Source organism: Zwartia lucis (assembly GCF_965234455.1).
GTDB lineage: Bacteria > Pseudomonadota > Gammaproteobacteria > Burkholderiales > Burkholderiaceae_B > Zwartia > Zwartia lucis.
Window position 1 is genome coordinate 84,498 of the sequence record NZ_OZ248477.1, and the last position, 14,680, is coordinate 99,177.

Here is a 14,680-nt window from a genome sequence, read left to right on the forward strand (position 1 = left end):
TCTTGAGCTCCTAGTGTGCGTGTGGTGACGAACTTGTTACATCACCAGTTCGATTAAGCGGGGACCTTTTTCTTTGGCAGCAATACGCATTGCCTCTGCAAAGCCCTCGAGCGTGTTGACTTGAACGCCCGGTACGCCATGCCCGCGCGCGATCGATACCCAGTCCAAAAACGGCTGATCGAGATCGAGCATCCGACGGGCGTTGTCGCCGGCTTCAGGGCCGCCCATGTTGGCGAGCTCTCCGCGCAGAATCTTGTATGAGCGATTAGCAAAAATCACGACCGTGACATCGAGATTTTCACGAGCCATCGACCACAGCCCCTGTACGGTGTACATCGCGCTGCCGTCACCGAGAAAGGCAAAGACCTTGCGATCCGGACAAGCGACAGCGGCACCAACCGCCGCCGACATGCCCCAACCAATCGCGCCGCCCGTGATGTCTATGCAGTCGTGCGGGGCGGCCTGTGGCATCACCTTTGCAAACTGACGACCCGTCGTGACGGCTTCGTCCACCATGATGGCATTTTCAGGCAATAAAGCGGCGATGATTGTGCCGATGTGTTCGACGAGGGGCGCGCCTGTCGGCAAGTCCGTGATGATGGGGCCGGTCGATTGTTGGGCAGGTGCTGTGTTTTGCGCACCGAGTGCATCGACCAGTGCTTGCAAACTTGCTTCGATATCGTGGGTCAGTGTCGCCAGCGTCAGGACTTCGCAGTCAGGCTGCTTGATCATACGAGGCTTATTGGGGTAGGCAAAAAATGCCACGGGTGGGGCGCTACCAACTAAAACCAGATGTTTAGTGTCTTTGAGCATTGCGACCGCTCCATCCACCGGAAAGGGCAGTGGTGTGATGTTGACACGACCACGACCTCGCTCCATGCGTGGATTGCGAGGTTCTGAGGCTAACTTGCAGCCCGTGTGCGCGGCGATTTTTCCGGCGAGCGTGGCTTCGCGTGCACGCAAGGCCCGTCCACCAAGCAAGAGCGTCGTGGCCTCTGCGGTTTTTCGGTCAGACAAAAGACGCGCAAGGGCGACGATCGTCTCAGCGAGGGGCGCTGCAGCTGTTTGAGCAGGCGCGGTCGAATAATGGCCCGGGTCGGAGGGCTCCCAGGCACAGTTGGCGGGCAGTACGAGTGTGGCAATACGGCCCGGTGTGCTGCGCGCTTGCGAGATCGCCTCAGCGGTGTCCAGTGGGGCAGCCGCGGACGACATGGTGGTTTTGACCCAGTTGGACATGGGGCGTGCGACCGCTTCGACATCGGAATTGAGCGGGGCGTTATTGTGAATATGATCCCAGGCGTGTTGACCGACGATGTTGACCATACCGGAGTAGGCGCGTTTAGCGTTGTGGATGTTTGCAAGCGCATTGCCCAGGCCTGGACCCAGATGCAAGAGCGTTGCTGCCGGCTTTTCCGCCATGCGGTAGTAGCCATCCGCCGCACCACTGGCAACACCCTCAAACAAACCTAACACGCAGCGCATGCCAGGGGCGCGATCCAGGGCTGAGACGAAGTGCATCTCCGAGGTGCCGGGATTTGCAAAACACACATCAACGTCACCTGCGAGCAGGGTGTGAACCATAGCTTCTGAACCGTTCATTTTGAGACTCCTCCTGATTTATTTTTCATTGTTTCACGCGCGATGATGACCTGTTGTACTTCGGTCGCGCCCTCGTAAATGCGCAATGCTCGGATTTCACGATACAACATTTCCATGGGATGCCCGACCTTGACGCCTAAACCACCATGCAACTGCACACAGCGGTCGATCACGCGTTGTGCAGACTCGGTGGCGAACATTTTGGCCATCGCAGCAGATTTTGTCGTACGTTGTTTGAGTACATCGCGCTCCCAAGCCGCACGATAAATGAGTAACGTTGCCGCATCGATTTCTGTACTCATATCGCCAATCGCTGCCTGTGTGATTTGCAGATCGGCCAACGTCGCACCAAACATGGGTCGAGAGGTGGCGCGCGCAATTCCCATGTCGAGTGCGGCTTCGGCAAAGCCTAAGGCTGCGGCGCCGACCGAAGCACGAAAGACGTCGAGATTTTGCATTGCAACTTTGAAGCCTTTACCCGCCTGGCCAATGCGTTGTGTGACAGGGATATCACAATCAGTAAAAGTCAATGTCCCGATCGGGTGGGGGGCACAGACATCAAAGCGCTCTGTGACTTGCAGTCCGGGTGTATCAGCATCGACCACAAAAGCGGTGACGCCCTCGGCCTCGTCGTTTTCAACTTGAGCAAAGACCGTATAAAAGTCGGCAATATCCGCGTTAGAAATCCAGGTTTTGACGCCATTGAGTCGATAGCCTTGCGTCGTTCGCGTTGCGCGTGTGGTCATGGCGGCTACATCGGAACCTGCCTCAGGCTCCGAGAGCGCAAAGGCGGCCAGCATTTTGCCAGAAGCGACATGGGGCAGATACTTTTGCTTGAGGGCCTCAGAACCAAACAGGGAGATCGGACCGCTCCCTAAGCCCTGCATGACAAATGCGAAGTCGGCTAAGCCATCGTAATAGCCGAGAACCTGGCGCAGCAGGCATACGCTGCGTGAGTCGAGATCATCGAGCGCGCCACCATATTCAGCGGGTACGCAATACCGTAGCCAGCCTGCATCGCCCATTTGTCGAGTGAGCTTGATGCAGTGTTCATCGATGCTGCCGGTGTGTACTCGGTTTGGCAGGGCAGCGCTCGCCCATGCTTTAACGTCAGCGTAAAGCGCGCGATGACTCTCATCGAAAAAAGGTAACTTGAGCGAATCAGGATTGAACATTTATTGTTTTCCAAGAAGATCAAATTTCATCTGCACATAGCGCGTCGGGATCTCTAAGCGCGCAAAATACACCACCTGCTCGCCGATGCAAGCATACCTGCGCATTTCGGCGACGGGTGCGGATAATGGCAAGTGCAGGGCTTCGGCGGAGTCTGCGCCGGCTTCGATAATAGTGAGTAATTGTCCGGCATGGGTGAGTTTGTCACCATGCAACTCATGCAAAATAGGTGCAACGGTTGAATGGCGATAGCGGGCCGGATGTTGACGGTAAATGTCGCGTTCGAGATACATTTCGGTGTAGCAAAAGGGACCCGACGATGTGGTGTGAATCCGTCTCAAATACTGGAAGCGCCCCTTCGTTTGATAAGGACACTCCATGCCGAGTAGAGGGAGCGGAACATCGTCGTTGGACTCCATCAGGGTCGTGGTGCCGAGCTCCTTTGATAGCGCGACGGTATCTGCCCAAGTTTTGGGTAAGGAGAGTTTGTGCGTCTCTGGAATATTCTCGTTGACATAGGTGCCAGAGCCTCTGGAGCGATGAATCAGGCCTTCGCGCTCAAGCAGTCCAAAGGCTTGCCTGACCGTCGCGCGCGAGACACCCAGTGTATCGACGAGTGCTTCAAGCGCGGGCACTTGGTGACCGCGCGGCCAGACTCCGCGTTCGATATTGCGCCGTACGATCGCGGCCACCTGCAAATACAAGGGTTGTGGACTTCTTGCATAGAGGAGGCCGGGGGCTTGTTTCATCCCTGTTTCACCAGCAAGGCATCGGCCATATCGCGTAATTTATTTTTTTGAATTTTGACGGCATTTGCGCTTTCGACCGATGGAAAAACCGTGACGACTTCAAAATGTGCGGGTACTTTATAGCCCGCCATGATACGTTTGCATGCTTGGGTCCAGCCGGTCAGATCATGCTGCGCGCCGTCTTGCAAAATCACAAAGGCGACCGGTAAGATTTTGGTGCCAAGAGTGCCCCCTACAACTTGACATGCTTTGATGCCAGGCAGCTTTTCGATGGCTTGTTCGATTTCGGCAGGATTGACGAGAAAGCCAGACAGGCGCATCGAGTCGCCCATTCGTGTTTGAAACACGAACTGGCGATCGCTCACGGCATACCCTAAATCGCCTGTTTTGAAATAGCCATCGGAGGTGAGGGCTTTTTTCGTGGCTTCGGGTTGATCTAGGTAGCCCACCATGCGACTAGGACTATAAATTTCGATCTCGCCTGACTCGCCTTGTTTGAGAATGCGCCCTGTTTCTGGATCAGACGTCCGAACACGGGCCTCAGCGTGTATCAAACGACCGCCCGATAAATATCTGACGCTCGTGTCTCCCTGTGAAGCGTCTGTTGGCTGAGCAGCCACGAGTGCTTGTAGTTCGCTTGAGCCATAGAGACCTGTGAGTTCAACGTGATTGCGTTCGGCCTGTTCTAGCAAGCTATTGATTGCTGGTGAAAAACTAGCGAAGCCGAATAGTTTGCAGCTTTTAAAATCTGCGGGAGACTGGGCACTCTCGAAGAGTTTCAAAATTGATTCATTATTGGCATAAGTGTGGGTCACGTGATGCTTGCGGATTTGAGCCAACGTACTGTGTGTATCGGACACTGGCTCACTGACAGTCGTGCATCCCGTCACGAGTCCACCCGTAAGGGTGGAAAAGCCAAAGGCACCGCAAAAGGGTGCGCTCGCTAAAATGCGACTGTTCGCGTCGTAGCCGTATGCATGCTGCATCATCTCGCCATGCTTGATCAGGGTTGCTTGATCATGCAGGACAAATTTGGGTAAAGAGGTGGTGCCCGAGGTCGTAAAACACAGCACGCCAGTATTGCCAAACGCTGGGGGTGGCACGCTAGGCGTGTCGAGCAAGGCTTTGTAGCCAAGGACCTGATAGCCACGCGCGGCGATGGCCTGAGTGGCCGCGCCCTGTGTATCGCCAAGTGTCATGATGGCGCGCAGCCTGGATAGTACTTCTGTGGGGATATCTGCCAAAATATCTGCGAATGCGATGCCTTTAAAATCGGGCCACATCAGCAGCCAGTCCGCTTTACCACGGCCAATGATATCGGCAACTTCCTGGCTGCGAAAGCGCGTATTGACAGCCAGAACTGTCGCACCGAGATGCGCACAAGCCAGAAATGTTTGTAGCCAAGCGAGACAATTAGGCAGCCAGACTGCGACGCGGTCCTGGGGACCGATCCCTTGTCGCGCGAGGTTGCCCGCCAATTGCAAGGACTGCGCATGCAACTGAGCAAAGGTCGTGGTGACATCTTGGTCAATCAGTGCAGGGTGCTGGCCATGGCTCTTGGCCAGTGCGGCCATGCGTTCAGAAAAAAACATGGATTGCCTCAAATGGACTTTATGCAGCGATCGACTGTGTGCTGCTATAGTGATCTTGTTGAACTATTACTATAGTACTAATTTACGCACTTTTTATTTGAGTATTATGAATGACAAACGCTTCACCAAAAGCGCATATCTTAAGGAGCAAGAAACTATGAAATCAACGCGTTTCGTTATCCGCGCCATCACGGCTGCTTTCGCATTGGGAGCTGCCACGCTTGGTGTGGCCCAAGCGCAAAGTTACCCCACGCGCCCCGTGACCTTGATTGTGCCTTACCCGACTGCCGGTGCCGCAGACATTTTTGGACGCTCTATCGCTCAGGCGATGGAAGCGACGCTTAAGCAGACCGTGATTGTTGAGAATAAGCCAGGGGCTGCTGGTAATGTCGGCTTGACGCAAGTCGCCCGCAGCAAGCCCGATGGTTACACGATTGGCTTGGGTACGATTGGAACGCAGGCAATCAATCAGTTTATCTATAGCCAAATGCAATTTGATCCAGCGACAGATTTAGTCCCGATTGCCCTGGTATCCACCACACCGAACGTCTTGGTGGTGTCTGCCACTTCCCCATGGAAAAACCTGGGAGATGTGATCGCGGCTGCGCGTGCCGCCGGAGATAAAAAACTGAGCTACGGCACGCCCGGTATCGGTTCGTCACCGCATTTGACAGGTGCATATTTTGAGGCGATGGCGGGTGTTGAATTACTTCATGTGCCTTTCAAAGGTGTGTCAGCCTCGATGCCTGCTTTGATCGGCGGTCAGATTGATTTGTTGTTTGACAACCTTTCAGGCTCGATCGCTCAGATTAAAGATGGTTCGCGCATCCGCGGTATTGCGGTGACCTCTCTTGAGCGCACGCCGATGATGCCAAGCTTGCCAAGCTTTGCAGAGGGTGGTGTCAAAGGTTTTGATGTCACAGCTTGGTTTGCGATCTACGCTCCAAAGGGCACACCACAGCCTGTGATGGACAAGTTGATCGAAGCTGCGCGTGTCGGCTTGAAGTCACCCAAAGTCATTGAGGCGTATGAGCGTCTGGCGGCGGTTCCTGGCAACTTGTTTGGACCTGATTTGGCCAAATTCGAAGCGGCCGAGCGTGCCAAGTGGGGCAAGCTCATCAAAGAACGTGACATTAAGGCGCAATAAAATGACAGGTACCACAGCACTCGTGACCGGCGGTAGCCGGGGAATTGGCCGCGCTGTGGTGCAGTCACTGATTGAAGATGGCTACGAAGTCATCAATTTCAGTCGGACTGCACCTGCGCAGTTGTTGCCTGGGGAAATTTTCGAATCCGTCGATCTCAGCGACCCCAAACGCGCCCGCGAGGCTGCGTTTGATTGGGCTGCTAAAAAAGACATCCTCAACCTCGTCAATAATGCCGGCATGATTCATCTCGGCAAGATCGAGGACATCACAGTCGAGCAAATCGAGGACATGATGTCGCTCAACATGATTGCACCGTTGATCATGACGCAGGCCGTCTTGCCGGCGATGCGCGCCAATAAGTTTGGGCGCATTGTCAATATTGGCAGTCGTGCCGCACTCGGAAAGTCCGGACGGACGATCTATGGGGGTACCAAGGCGGGTTTGGCGGGGATGACGCGCACCTGGGCTTTAGAGACAGCGGCCGACGGCATTACTGTCAATACGATTGCTCCGGGACCCATTGCGACAGAGTTTTTTTTAGCTAACAATCCGCCAGATTTGCCTCAAACCAAAAAGATTGCAGAATCGATTCCTGTGGGACGCTTTGGCGAACCTGAGGAAATCGCCCACGTGGTCCGTATGTTTTTAGATCGCAAAGCAGGATTCTTGACAGGCCAACTGTTGTATGTCTGCGGCGGGATGACGGTCGGCCTGACCGTTTGAGGTGTTTAGCCGTGCCGGATAGCCTCGAACTTTTTGTCGTGCATGACTTCTTCGACAGACTGTCCGGCTCGCACGGCTTGCACCATGCCGTCCTGACGGGCAGCAATGCGCTGACCTAAAGCAATCACTTCCTCGATTTTGGCTGCCGGGACAAATACGGTGCCACAGCGATCCGCAATCACGTAATCATTTTCATGAACGGTCACGCCCGCCATTTGTACAGGGTTGCCCGAGTCGATCTGAATGATGCGATTGCGTGCGCTGATCATTGTCACGCCCCGTCCATAGACGGGGTAGCCGATAGACTCGCTGCCTTCGATGTCGCGACTGACGCCATCGATGACAGAGCCCCTGATGCCTTTCATCTTTGAGGCGTTTGCCAGAATATCTCCCCAGCAGGAAATACCTTCGGGGCCGCCCGCGATCACTAGGATTTTGTCGCCGGTCGTGATGCTGGTGATCACGGGAGTGATCAGATGCACTGTGGGTGCTGTGCCTTGTTTGGGACCCAACAAAATCGTCGCCGCACGGCCGACGATTTTAGGGCAATCCCATAAGGGCCTCAAACCAAAGGTTGCGCCAGGCAAGCCCATAAAGTCGAGTGCGTCAGATACCGTATTGGTATCTAGCGCCTCTAGAGCACGCAAAATGGAAGAAGTGTCCGTCATGATTAATCCAATTGAATGTTGGCAGCTTTTGCGACTGCTTGCCATTTTTTGATCTCGGCATCGATAAAGACTTTTGTTTGTTCGGGTGTCATGTTGATAGGTTCGAACGCCATTTCAGCCAGACGGGCAACATATTCTGGGTTTGTGACAATTTTTTGATTCCACTCGCGTAACTTTGTTTGAATCGCAGTAGGTGTTTTGACGGGAACAGCAATGCCCCACCAAGAACTTGACACAATCCCTGGCATGCCGAGTTCTGTAAAGGTCGGCACATTTGGTAAGGGCTTCAGGCGGCTGGTATGCGCAACAGCCAAGGGCTTGAGTTTGCCTTCGGCGATTTGAGCCTGAAAAGTGCTCAGATCGTTCACGTTGAGGGTGACTTCTCCACGCAAAACAGCCAAGGTCGCGGGTGCACCACCTTTGTAGGGGACGTGCATGAGTTCGGTACCGGTTTGAGTGCGAAAGAGTTCGGCACCCATCTGTACGATGCTGCCTGTACCTGCCGAGGAATAGCTCAGTTTGCCGGGTTCTTTTTTCGCGAGTGCGATGAGTTCGGCCACGTTGTTAACCGGAACGGAGGGTCCGACCACCAATAGGTGAGGCGCATCGGCGATCAAACCGATCATCGAAAAGTCTTTCTGGAAGTTATAGGGTACTTTTGTACGTACTACTTCGTTCATCACGCTGGTGCTGGCGGTGCTAAAAAGAATGGTGTAGCCGTTGGGTTCGGCACGTACGGCATTTTGTGTGCCAATCATCCCTGCAGCACCCGCGGTGTTTTCAACAACGACGGGCTGTCCCGCAAGTTTTGACAGTTGTTGTGCATAGAGCCGCGCCACGATGTCGGTGGGTCCGCCCGCGGGGAAGGGAACGATTAACTGGAGTTGACGACTTGGATAGGGTGCCGTTGTTTGCGCTTGGGCGGCGCTGTGAAGCAAACCAAGACTGGCGACCGAGGCGGCTAACCATCGAATGAGGCGAAAAGTACTCATGTGCAGGACTCCGAAAAGGCTAGATATTATGTGTGTCTAAAGGTGTGATGCAAGAGGCAAAGTCAATCTGCGTACGAATGAAACCACCACTCTGCAGGCTATAGGATAATCTGTCAAAACCTGCTTTGGACATCTCTGGCGACTGAGCCCAGACATTATGGTGTAAATAACGTGCAAGCGCGCTTTCGAGTTGTTGAGCGCTGAGCTCTGGAAAGAAGCTTTGTACGTGACTTGCAATCTTGGCGGGCGTCTGTGTGTGCATCCATGTCTGCAACTCACCCAAAATATCTCTCAGCGCGGTAAAGGCAGCATGGTTTTTTTTCCACCCATCGCGAGAGCAAATCAAGGTGGTGTAAACCGTAGGACCGCGTGTATGAGCAGCATAAAGGATTTGATAAGCTGGGTCGGTTAATAACTCGCTCGCGAGCGGCTCAAAGAGTTGAGCGACATCGACTGTGCCCGCTTTAAGTGCCTGAATTTGTTCGGGCATGCTCAAACCGCGCGTGAGTGCTTCCTCAATTTCTGAAACATTCAATCCCAGATCCCGCAGATCTGCCTGCAGGCATAGCCAAGGGGTCGGGACCTCTGAGACTTGGGCCAAGCGAAGCTGCCTGAGCTGAGCAAGTTCGAAGCGGCCAAGATTTTTTTTACCGAGCAAAAAAAAGGGATCGCGTGAGACAACTTCGCCAAAACACAAGAGGGATTGCCCTTTGGAGGGCGTCGTGTCGTGATCTTTCATCACACGCATGGGTCCTCCCCAAGTTAAATCTACGGTGCCGTTTTTAATCGCATCAATCGCGCCGCCAGGCGAGCCCGGCGGCAACCATCTCAGCTCTAGCCCGGCCTGTTCGGCCAGACCGAGTGATTTGAGTAAATAAAAGGGCGTATAAAAAATAGCCCTAAAATTTTCAGCCAATGTGAGTGTCATGACGGAGGGCATTAATCCTTGATACCAGTGATCGAAGTGACCATTGCGCGTGGGTCGCGCATCGGCCAACGACCGCTTTCAGCATGTCCAATGAAGTTGCCTAAGACATGGTTGAACTCATTGGGCATTTCGATGTTCATCGTATGACCGCAATTGGGCAAAATCGCTAAGGCGGCTGAAGGAATCGTTTGCTTGAGCATCAGACCTGGCGCGAGGCAGGGCCAGTCTTCGTCACCGTTAAAAATCAGTGTGGGTACAGTGAGTTTGGCGAGTTTTTCTTTAAGGTTGTAGAGCGAAGGGCGCTCACGTTGTACACCGAGCTGAGTGTTGGCCGAGCCAAGGGCCGAGTGCCCATAAAACTGCTGTTTAAATTCAGCAAAGCCATGCGGATCGGCGCGTTCAAAAGGAATGCGGGTTGGTCCATGCGCATATTTGTCCACAAAGGCTTTCATGCCTTGCTTGAGCAGCATGTCGGCGCTGGCTTCGGCTTCTTTTTTAAATTGCTCTTGCTGGTCGAGTTCGGCGCCATAACCACAGCCTGCGACGCATAAGGACAAGGCGCGGTCGGGATGCTGTAGACCAAAATGCAATGTGGCAAAGCCACCCATCGATAAGCCGACAATGTGTGCTTTTTGAATGTTTAGATGATCCATTACGGCAATAATGTCTGCGACGGCGCGATTTTGTGAGTAAGAAGAAACATTGGGTGGTACGGCGGAGGGAGGGTAGCCGCGTGCGTTGTAGGTAATCACTTGATACTGACGCGCGAAATGACGCACTTGGGGTTCCCAGCTTTCTTTGTGTCCGGCAAATTCGTGGACAAAAACAATTGGGGTGCCCGAACCATAGGTTTCGTAGACTAGATCAACACCATCGTCGGTTTTTAAGGTCAGCATGAAGTTCTCCTAAGTAGGGGGTTAGCTTTGCATGAGGTTGTTGGCAGCGTCAAGAGATCTTGTGGGGGGCTCTTTTGAGGTGGGGACGCTTCAGTGACCCTCAAGAGTTGTTTGCCCTCAAATTGTGGCGTTTTGGGCTACAAACTTGTTTATGTTCATTTATTGTTAGTGGTCAATGATTACTGATGTCCAATCATTGTTCATGTTTATTTTTATTGGGAATGCCTTCGATGACTCAAACTGTGCTTGTTGCAAAAAATAATGGGGTGTTGACCCTGACGATTAATCGCCCCGAGCGTCGGAACGCTTTGGATGTTGCGACTTATCTTGGTCTTGCCGAACAGATTTTGGGAGCTGGACAGGCTAAGGACGTACGGGCGATTGTTTTAACGGGTGCTGAAAACTATTTCACTGCGGGTAATGACCTTAAAGACTTTCAAGCGCCTCGGCCTGATGGGGATAGTGCCGGGATTAAATTCCTTCGTAGTTTGGCGGATTGTGATTTGCCGATTGTGGTGGCGGTTGAAGGGAGTGCGATTGGTATTGGAGTCACGCTGCTGCAGCATTGTGACTTTATCTATGCGGCTGAAAATGTCACGTTTAAAATTCCTTTTGTGCCACTTGGTTTATGCCCCGAAGGTGCTTCGAGCATGCTGATGGCGCAAATCGTCGGGTCGCGTCGTGCCACGGACTGGTTGCTGCGTGGCCGACCCTTTAGTGCACAAGAGGCCTTGGACGCGGACTTCATCACTGCTCTGAGTGCACACGGTCAGGCACTGCAGGATGCACAAGCCGTTGCAAATGAGCTTGCCGCGCTCCCACCCCAAGCGCTTCAAACATCCAAGCGCATGCTCAAGCACAGCCTAAGGCCACAGATTCATGCTGCATTTGATTATGAATGGGCGCATTTCAATGAGCGTTTGAAATCAGAAGAAGCGCAAGCGGCGTTTGCTGCGTTTTTAAATAAAAAGAAGTAATGCATTGGTCGGGTGAAGATGTGTCTTTGCTTTGTATTCAAGGTTGGTATTCGGTTTATCTTCGCTTCGTTTTAAAGGGAGGCCAACGGTGTATCAAACCGTCAGCGCAGCCAAGCCCAACGCAGAGCGCATCGCATGAACAACGCCCTTGTCTGAGCCCCTTGGGGCGAGTTTGGGCGTTGTGCGATGTGCTCAAGCTTGGGCGCAGGGAAGTCCGGGCAAGGCCCGGACCCAGCATCGGTTTGATACACCGTAGGCCTCCCTTTAAAACAAAACAGAAAAAGAAAAGGCCCACCGAAGTGGGCCCCAACAACAGACTGCGACTGCTTAATTAGTCGCGACTGCCGCCAAAAATACCAAGGATAGCAAGCAAGTTTGCAAAGACGTTATAGACGTCGAGGTAAATCGCCAAGGTCGCTGAAACATAGTTCGTCTCACCGCCATTCACGACACGCTGCAGATCGATCAGCATAAAGGCCGAAAACACCACGATGGCCAGAACGGAGACCGTTAACATCAGTGCAGGAATCTGCAAGAAGATGTTTGCAACGCTTGCGAGCAACAGCACGATGACGCCGATGAACATGAACTTGCTCAGGCCAGAGAGATCGCGCTTGATGGACGTGGCGAGTGTGGCCATTGTGCCGAATACAACTGCGGTGCCGCCAAATGCGAACATGACCAAGGAAGTGCCATTACTCATTCCCAAGACAAAGCCCAACATGCGCGAGAGCATGAGACCCATGAAGAAGGTAAAGAGCAGTAACAGGCCAACGCCTAAGGAGTTATCCTTGTTTTTCTCGACCGCGAACATCAAGCCGAAAGCGCCAGCGAGAAAAACAATCGCTGTGATGCCTGGGCTAGCAGCCATGACTTGGTTGAGACCGCTATACATGCCTACAGCAGCGCCGAGGACGGTTGGAATCAGTGAAAGCGCCAGCAGCCAATAGGTGTTGCGCAAAACCCGGTTGCGCACAACCTCGGCTGAACCCGTTTCGTAGGGACTGCGTGATAGTGTGGGACGCGGATCATTCATTTAAAGCTCCTTTCAAAAATAGGACTCGATCAACTTGACTGAGTCCAAAGTCTATGACCGAAAGCATACCTTACAGTTCCCTGAAAGGCTAGATTTCTTGCAAAGAGTAGGGATATTTTAGTCTCAGGGGTGTGCTGTACTTTGTAGCGAAAAAGACTTGAGGTCATGACCCGCCGTTTGGTAGGTCCGCCAACGTTGTCGCGCAGCCTCTTTATCTTGGGGTTGCTCCGAAACAATCTCCAAGACCCGCTCAAGCGTCCCGCAGGTGGGTGGACAGCTGTCATCCAGGTTGAGCAACCAGGTATCTGGGGAGACACCTTCGAGGGCGAGCGCTAAGTCTTTGGCGACCAGCACGATGGGAGTTTTGGTCGCTAAAGGGTCGTCTGCCCAGACATGTGGAACAAAAGCCGCTTCATCGACGGCCCAAAGCTTTTGATCATATTGGCGCAAACGGGCGACATCGCTGCAGTACACCACCATTTTTTGACCTGCCAGGTACTGTTTTAGAGTGGTCTGGCAGGCTTGGGCGATGCGTTCCGAGGCACCGAAGGCGAAATGAATACGCGCCATGTTCAGGGTTTAGGCCTGATTGAGGAGGTATTGCACGAGCAAAGGCACGGGGCGAGCTGTCGAGCCTTTTTCTTTGCCTCCGCGCCAAGCTGTTCCAGCGATATCGAGATGTGCCCAGCTGTAGGCTTTGGTAAAACGTGACAAGAAGCACGCCGCAGTGACTGCTCCGGCTGGGGGACCACCGATATTGGCCATGTCTGCAAAGTTTGACTTGAGTTGCTCTTGATAGGCCTCGTCCAGAGGCATGCGCCAAACGGGGTCGAGCGCCTGTTTGCCTGCGGCAAGCAAGGCGTCAGCCAAGCTGTCATCAGTTGAGAATAGGCCTGAGTTCACGCCGCCCAACGCGACCACGCACGCACCCGTCAAGGTCGCGATATCGATCACGGCTGAGGGCTTGTAACGCTCGGCATAGGTCAACGCGTCACACAATACCAAGCGGCCTTCGGCATCTGTATTGAGGATCTCGATGGTCTGGCCGGACATGCTGGTGACGACATCGCCTGGTTTGTTGGCGGTGCCGCTTGGCATATTTTCGCAAGCAGGGATGAGTCCGATCACCTCGCTCGCCAATTCGATCTCGGCGATCGCGCGGAAAGTACCCAGCACACTCGCTGCACCACACATATCAAATTTCATTTCATCCATCGTGCCAGCAGGCTTGATTGAGATCCCTCCGGAGTCAAACGTAATGCCTTTTCCGACGAGGACGACGGGGCCTTTGTCTTTGGTGACTTTGCCAGCTTTTTTAGTGGCTTCCTTGCCTTTGTAGTGCATCACGATAAAGCGAGGTGCTTCGGCGGAGCCTTTTGCAACCGATAAAAAGGAGCCCATGCCGAGCGCTTCGATTTGTTTACGATCGAGCACACTGACCTTGATGCTTTTGAATTCACGTCCTAGTTTTTTAGCTGTGTCACCCAAGTAGGTGGGGGTACACAAGTTGCCTGGCATATTGCCTAGCGTGCGGGCGAGCGACATGCCCTGAGCGAGTGCTGCGCCTTCTTTGAGCCCTTCGTTTGCCGCGCTTTGGTCTGTTTTGGCGACGAGGAGGGAGATTTTTTTAAGCTTAGGGCGCGCCTCAAGATCCGGTTTTCCGAAACTCGCATCGTAGTAATAGGTGGCTTCGCCGACTGAGCTCGCTGCGATGCGGGCGCGGTCTCTGGACGTGCTTGAGCCGTAAGCGATGCCGGCGATGCTGGATACGGCTTCGATTAGACGTGCTTGGACGCACAGGCTCGCAAAGGCGCGTTCAGCGCTCGCTTGAGTTTTCGCGCTGTAGTCAGCTTGCTTACCGAGCCCCACCAAGACAACACGTGCGGCGGTCACACCAGTCAGGTCGCGCAAAACAAGGGTGGAGCCCGAACGACCTTGAAATTCGCTTTTTACCACCGCACGAACAGCGCCCTGGCTGGCGCGATCAATAATGTCAGCAGTGGTGCTCAAAATGCCATCGGAGAAAACACCAATCGCGAGTGCTGCGGTTTTGATTTGATGGGGGGAGACGGTAACGTGCGTGCTGAAGTCCATAGGTCCTGCCTGTTGATAAGCTTGAGGTGATTAAGTTTTCGGATACGTAGATTATCTCGCATGTTTTGTCTGTGTGGTGGATTCAGCGTATGGGTTTACAGCTGC

Annotated in this window: 14 protein-coding genes; 3 read left to right on the forward strand and 11 right to left on the reverse strand. The window is 53.5% G+C overall.

The window, feature by feature from the left end; all coding sequences use genetic code 11:
• Positions 1–36: 36 nt before the first annotated feature.
• The 4 genes from AC8GE9_RS17010 to AC8GE9_RS17025 are packed head-to-tail and all read right to left on the reverse strand — an operon-like array spanning position 37 to position 5,113.
• Positions 37–1,599, reverse strand: a complete 1,563-nt coding sequence (locus tag AC8GE9_RS17010) for an acetolactate synthase large subunit (RefSeq protein WP_506678364.1) — start codon at positions 1,597–1,599, stop codon at positions 37–39.
• Positions 1,596–2,774, reverse strand: a complete 1,179-nt coding sequence (locus AC8GE9_RS17015) for an acyl-CoA dehydrogenase family protein (protein ID WP_506678365.1) — start codon at positions 2,772–2,774, stop codon at positions 1,596–1,598. The genes AC8GE9_RS17010 and AC8GE9_RS17015 overlap by 4 nt, the downstream gene beginning before the upstream one ends.
• The gene (locus AC8GE9_RS17020; RefSeq protein ID WP_506678366.1) at positions 2,775–3,521 is read right to left on the reverse strand and encodes a GntR family transcriptional regulator; all 747 of its coding nucleotides are present in this window, start codon (positions 3,519–3,521) and stop codon (positions 2,775–2,777) included. It lies immediately after the preceding gene.
• Entirely contained in the window at positions 3,518–5,113 is a 1,596-nt protein-coding gene (locus tag AC8GE9_RS17025; protein ID WP_506678368.1) for an AMP-binding protein, read from the reverse strand. Before AC8GE9_RS17025 ends, AC8GE9_RS17020 begins: the two co-directional genes overlap by 4 nt.
• A gap of 157 nt (positions 5,114–5,270) precedes the next feature.
• Here AC8GE9_RS17025 and AC8GE9_RS17030 point away from each other — a divergent pair, with 157 nt between their 5' ends.
• Both AC8GE9_RS17030 and AC8GE9_RS17035 read left to right on the forward strand, forming a co-directional pair.
• Positions 5,271–6,260 (forward strand): Bug family tripartite tricarboxylate transporter substrate binding protein, encoded by a 990-nt coding sequence (locus tag AC8GE9_RS17030; RefSeq protein WP_506678370.1) that lies wholly within the window; start codon positions 5,271–5,273, stop codon positions 6,258–6,260.
• A gap of 1 nt (position 6,261) precedes the next feature.
• Entirely contained in the window at positions 6,262–6,984 is a 723-nt protein-coding gene (locus AC8GE9_RS17035) for an SDR family NAD(P)-dependent oxidoreductase (protein WP_506678371.1), read from the forward strand.
• 5 nt (positions 6,985–6,989) lie between these two features.
• Here AC8GE9_RS17035 and AC8GE9_RS17040 read toward each other — a convergent pair whose 3' ends face one another.
• The 4 genes from AC8GE9_RS17040 to AC8GE9_RS17055 are packed head-to-tail and all read right to left on the reverse strand — an operon-like array spanning position 6,990 to position 10,468.
• Positions 6,990–7,652 carry an RraA family protein gene (locus AC8GE9_RS17040; protein ID WP_506678372.1) on the reverse strand — a complete coding sequence of 221 codons (663 nt, stop codon included), beginning with the start codon at positions 7,650–7,652 and terminating at the stop codon, positions 6,990–6,992.
• 2 nt (positions 7,653–7,654) lie between these two features.
• Complete coding sequence (locus AC8GE9_RS17045; RefSeq protein ID WP_506678373.1) at positions 7,655–8,644, reverse strand: Bug family tripartite tricarboxylate transporter substrate binding protein; 990 nt, start codon at positions 8,642–8,644, stop codon at positions 7,655–7,657.
• A gap of 19 nt (positions 8,645–8,663) precedes the next feature.
• A complete protein-coding gene (locus tag AC8GE9_RS17050; RefSeq protein WP_506678374.1) occupies positions 8,664–9,572 on the reverse strand; it encodes an ABC transporter substrate-binding protein in 909 nt (302 codons plus the stop codon).
• Between the two features lie 11 nt (positions 9,573–9,583).
• The gene (locus tag AC8GE9_RS17055; RefSeq protein WP_506678375.1) at positions 9,584–10,468 is read right to left on the reverse strand and encodes an alpha/beta fold hydrolase; all 885 of its coding nucleotides are present in this window, start codon (positions 10,466–10,468) and stop codon (positions 9,584–9,586) included.
• A gap of 230 nt (positions 10,469–10,698) precedes the next feature.
• Between AC8GE9_RS17055 and AC8GE9_RS17060 the strand changes: the two genes are divergently transcribed.
• Complete coding sequence (locus AC8GE9_RS17060; protein ID WP_506678376.1) at positions 10,699–11,445, forward strand: enoyl-CoA hydratase-related protein; 747 nt, start codon at positions 10,699–10,701, stop codon at positions 11,443–11,445.
• A 331-nt stretch (positions 11,446–11,776) separates the two neighbouring features.
• Here the strand turns inward: AC8GE9_RS17060 and AC8GE9_RS17065 are convergent, their stop codons facing one another.
• The 3 genes from AC8GE9_RS17065 to AC8GE9_RS17075 form a co-directional block, all read right to left on the reverse strand.
• A complete protein-coding gene (locus AC8GE9_RS17065; protein ID WP_506678377.1) occupies positions 11,777–12,481 on the reverse strand; it encodes a Bax inhibitor-1/YccA family protein in 705 nt (234 codons plus the stop codon).
• Positions 12,482–12,604: 123 nt separating this feature from the next.
• Positions 12,605–13,051, reverse strand: coding sequence for a DNA polymerase III subunit chi (locus AC8GE9_RS17070; protein ID WP_506678378.1), 447 nt, complete (start codon positions 13,049–13,051; stop codon positions 12,605–12,607).
• Between the two features lie 9 nt (positions 13,052–13,060).
• Positions 13,061–14,575 (reverse strand): leucyl aminopeptidase, encoded by a 1,515-nt coding sequence (locus tag AC8GE9_RS17075; RefSeq protein WP_506678379.1) that lies wholly within the window; start codon positions 14,573–14,575, stop codon positions 13,061–13,063.
• Positions 14,576–14,680: the final 105 nt, after the last annotated feature.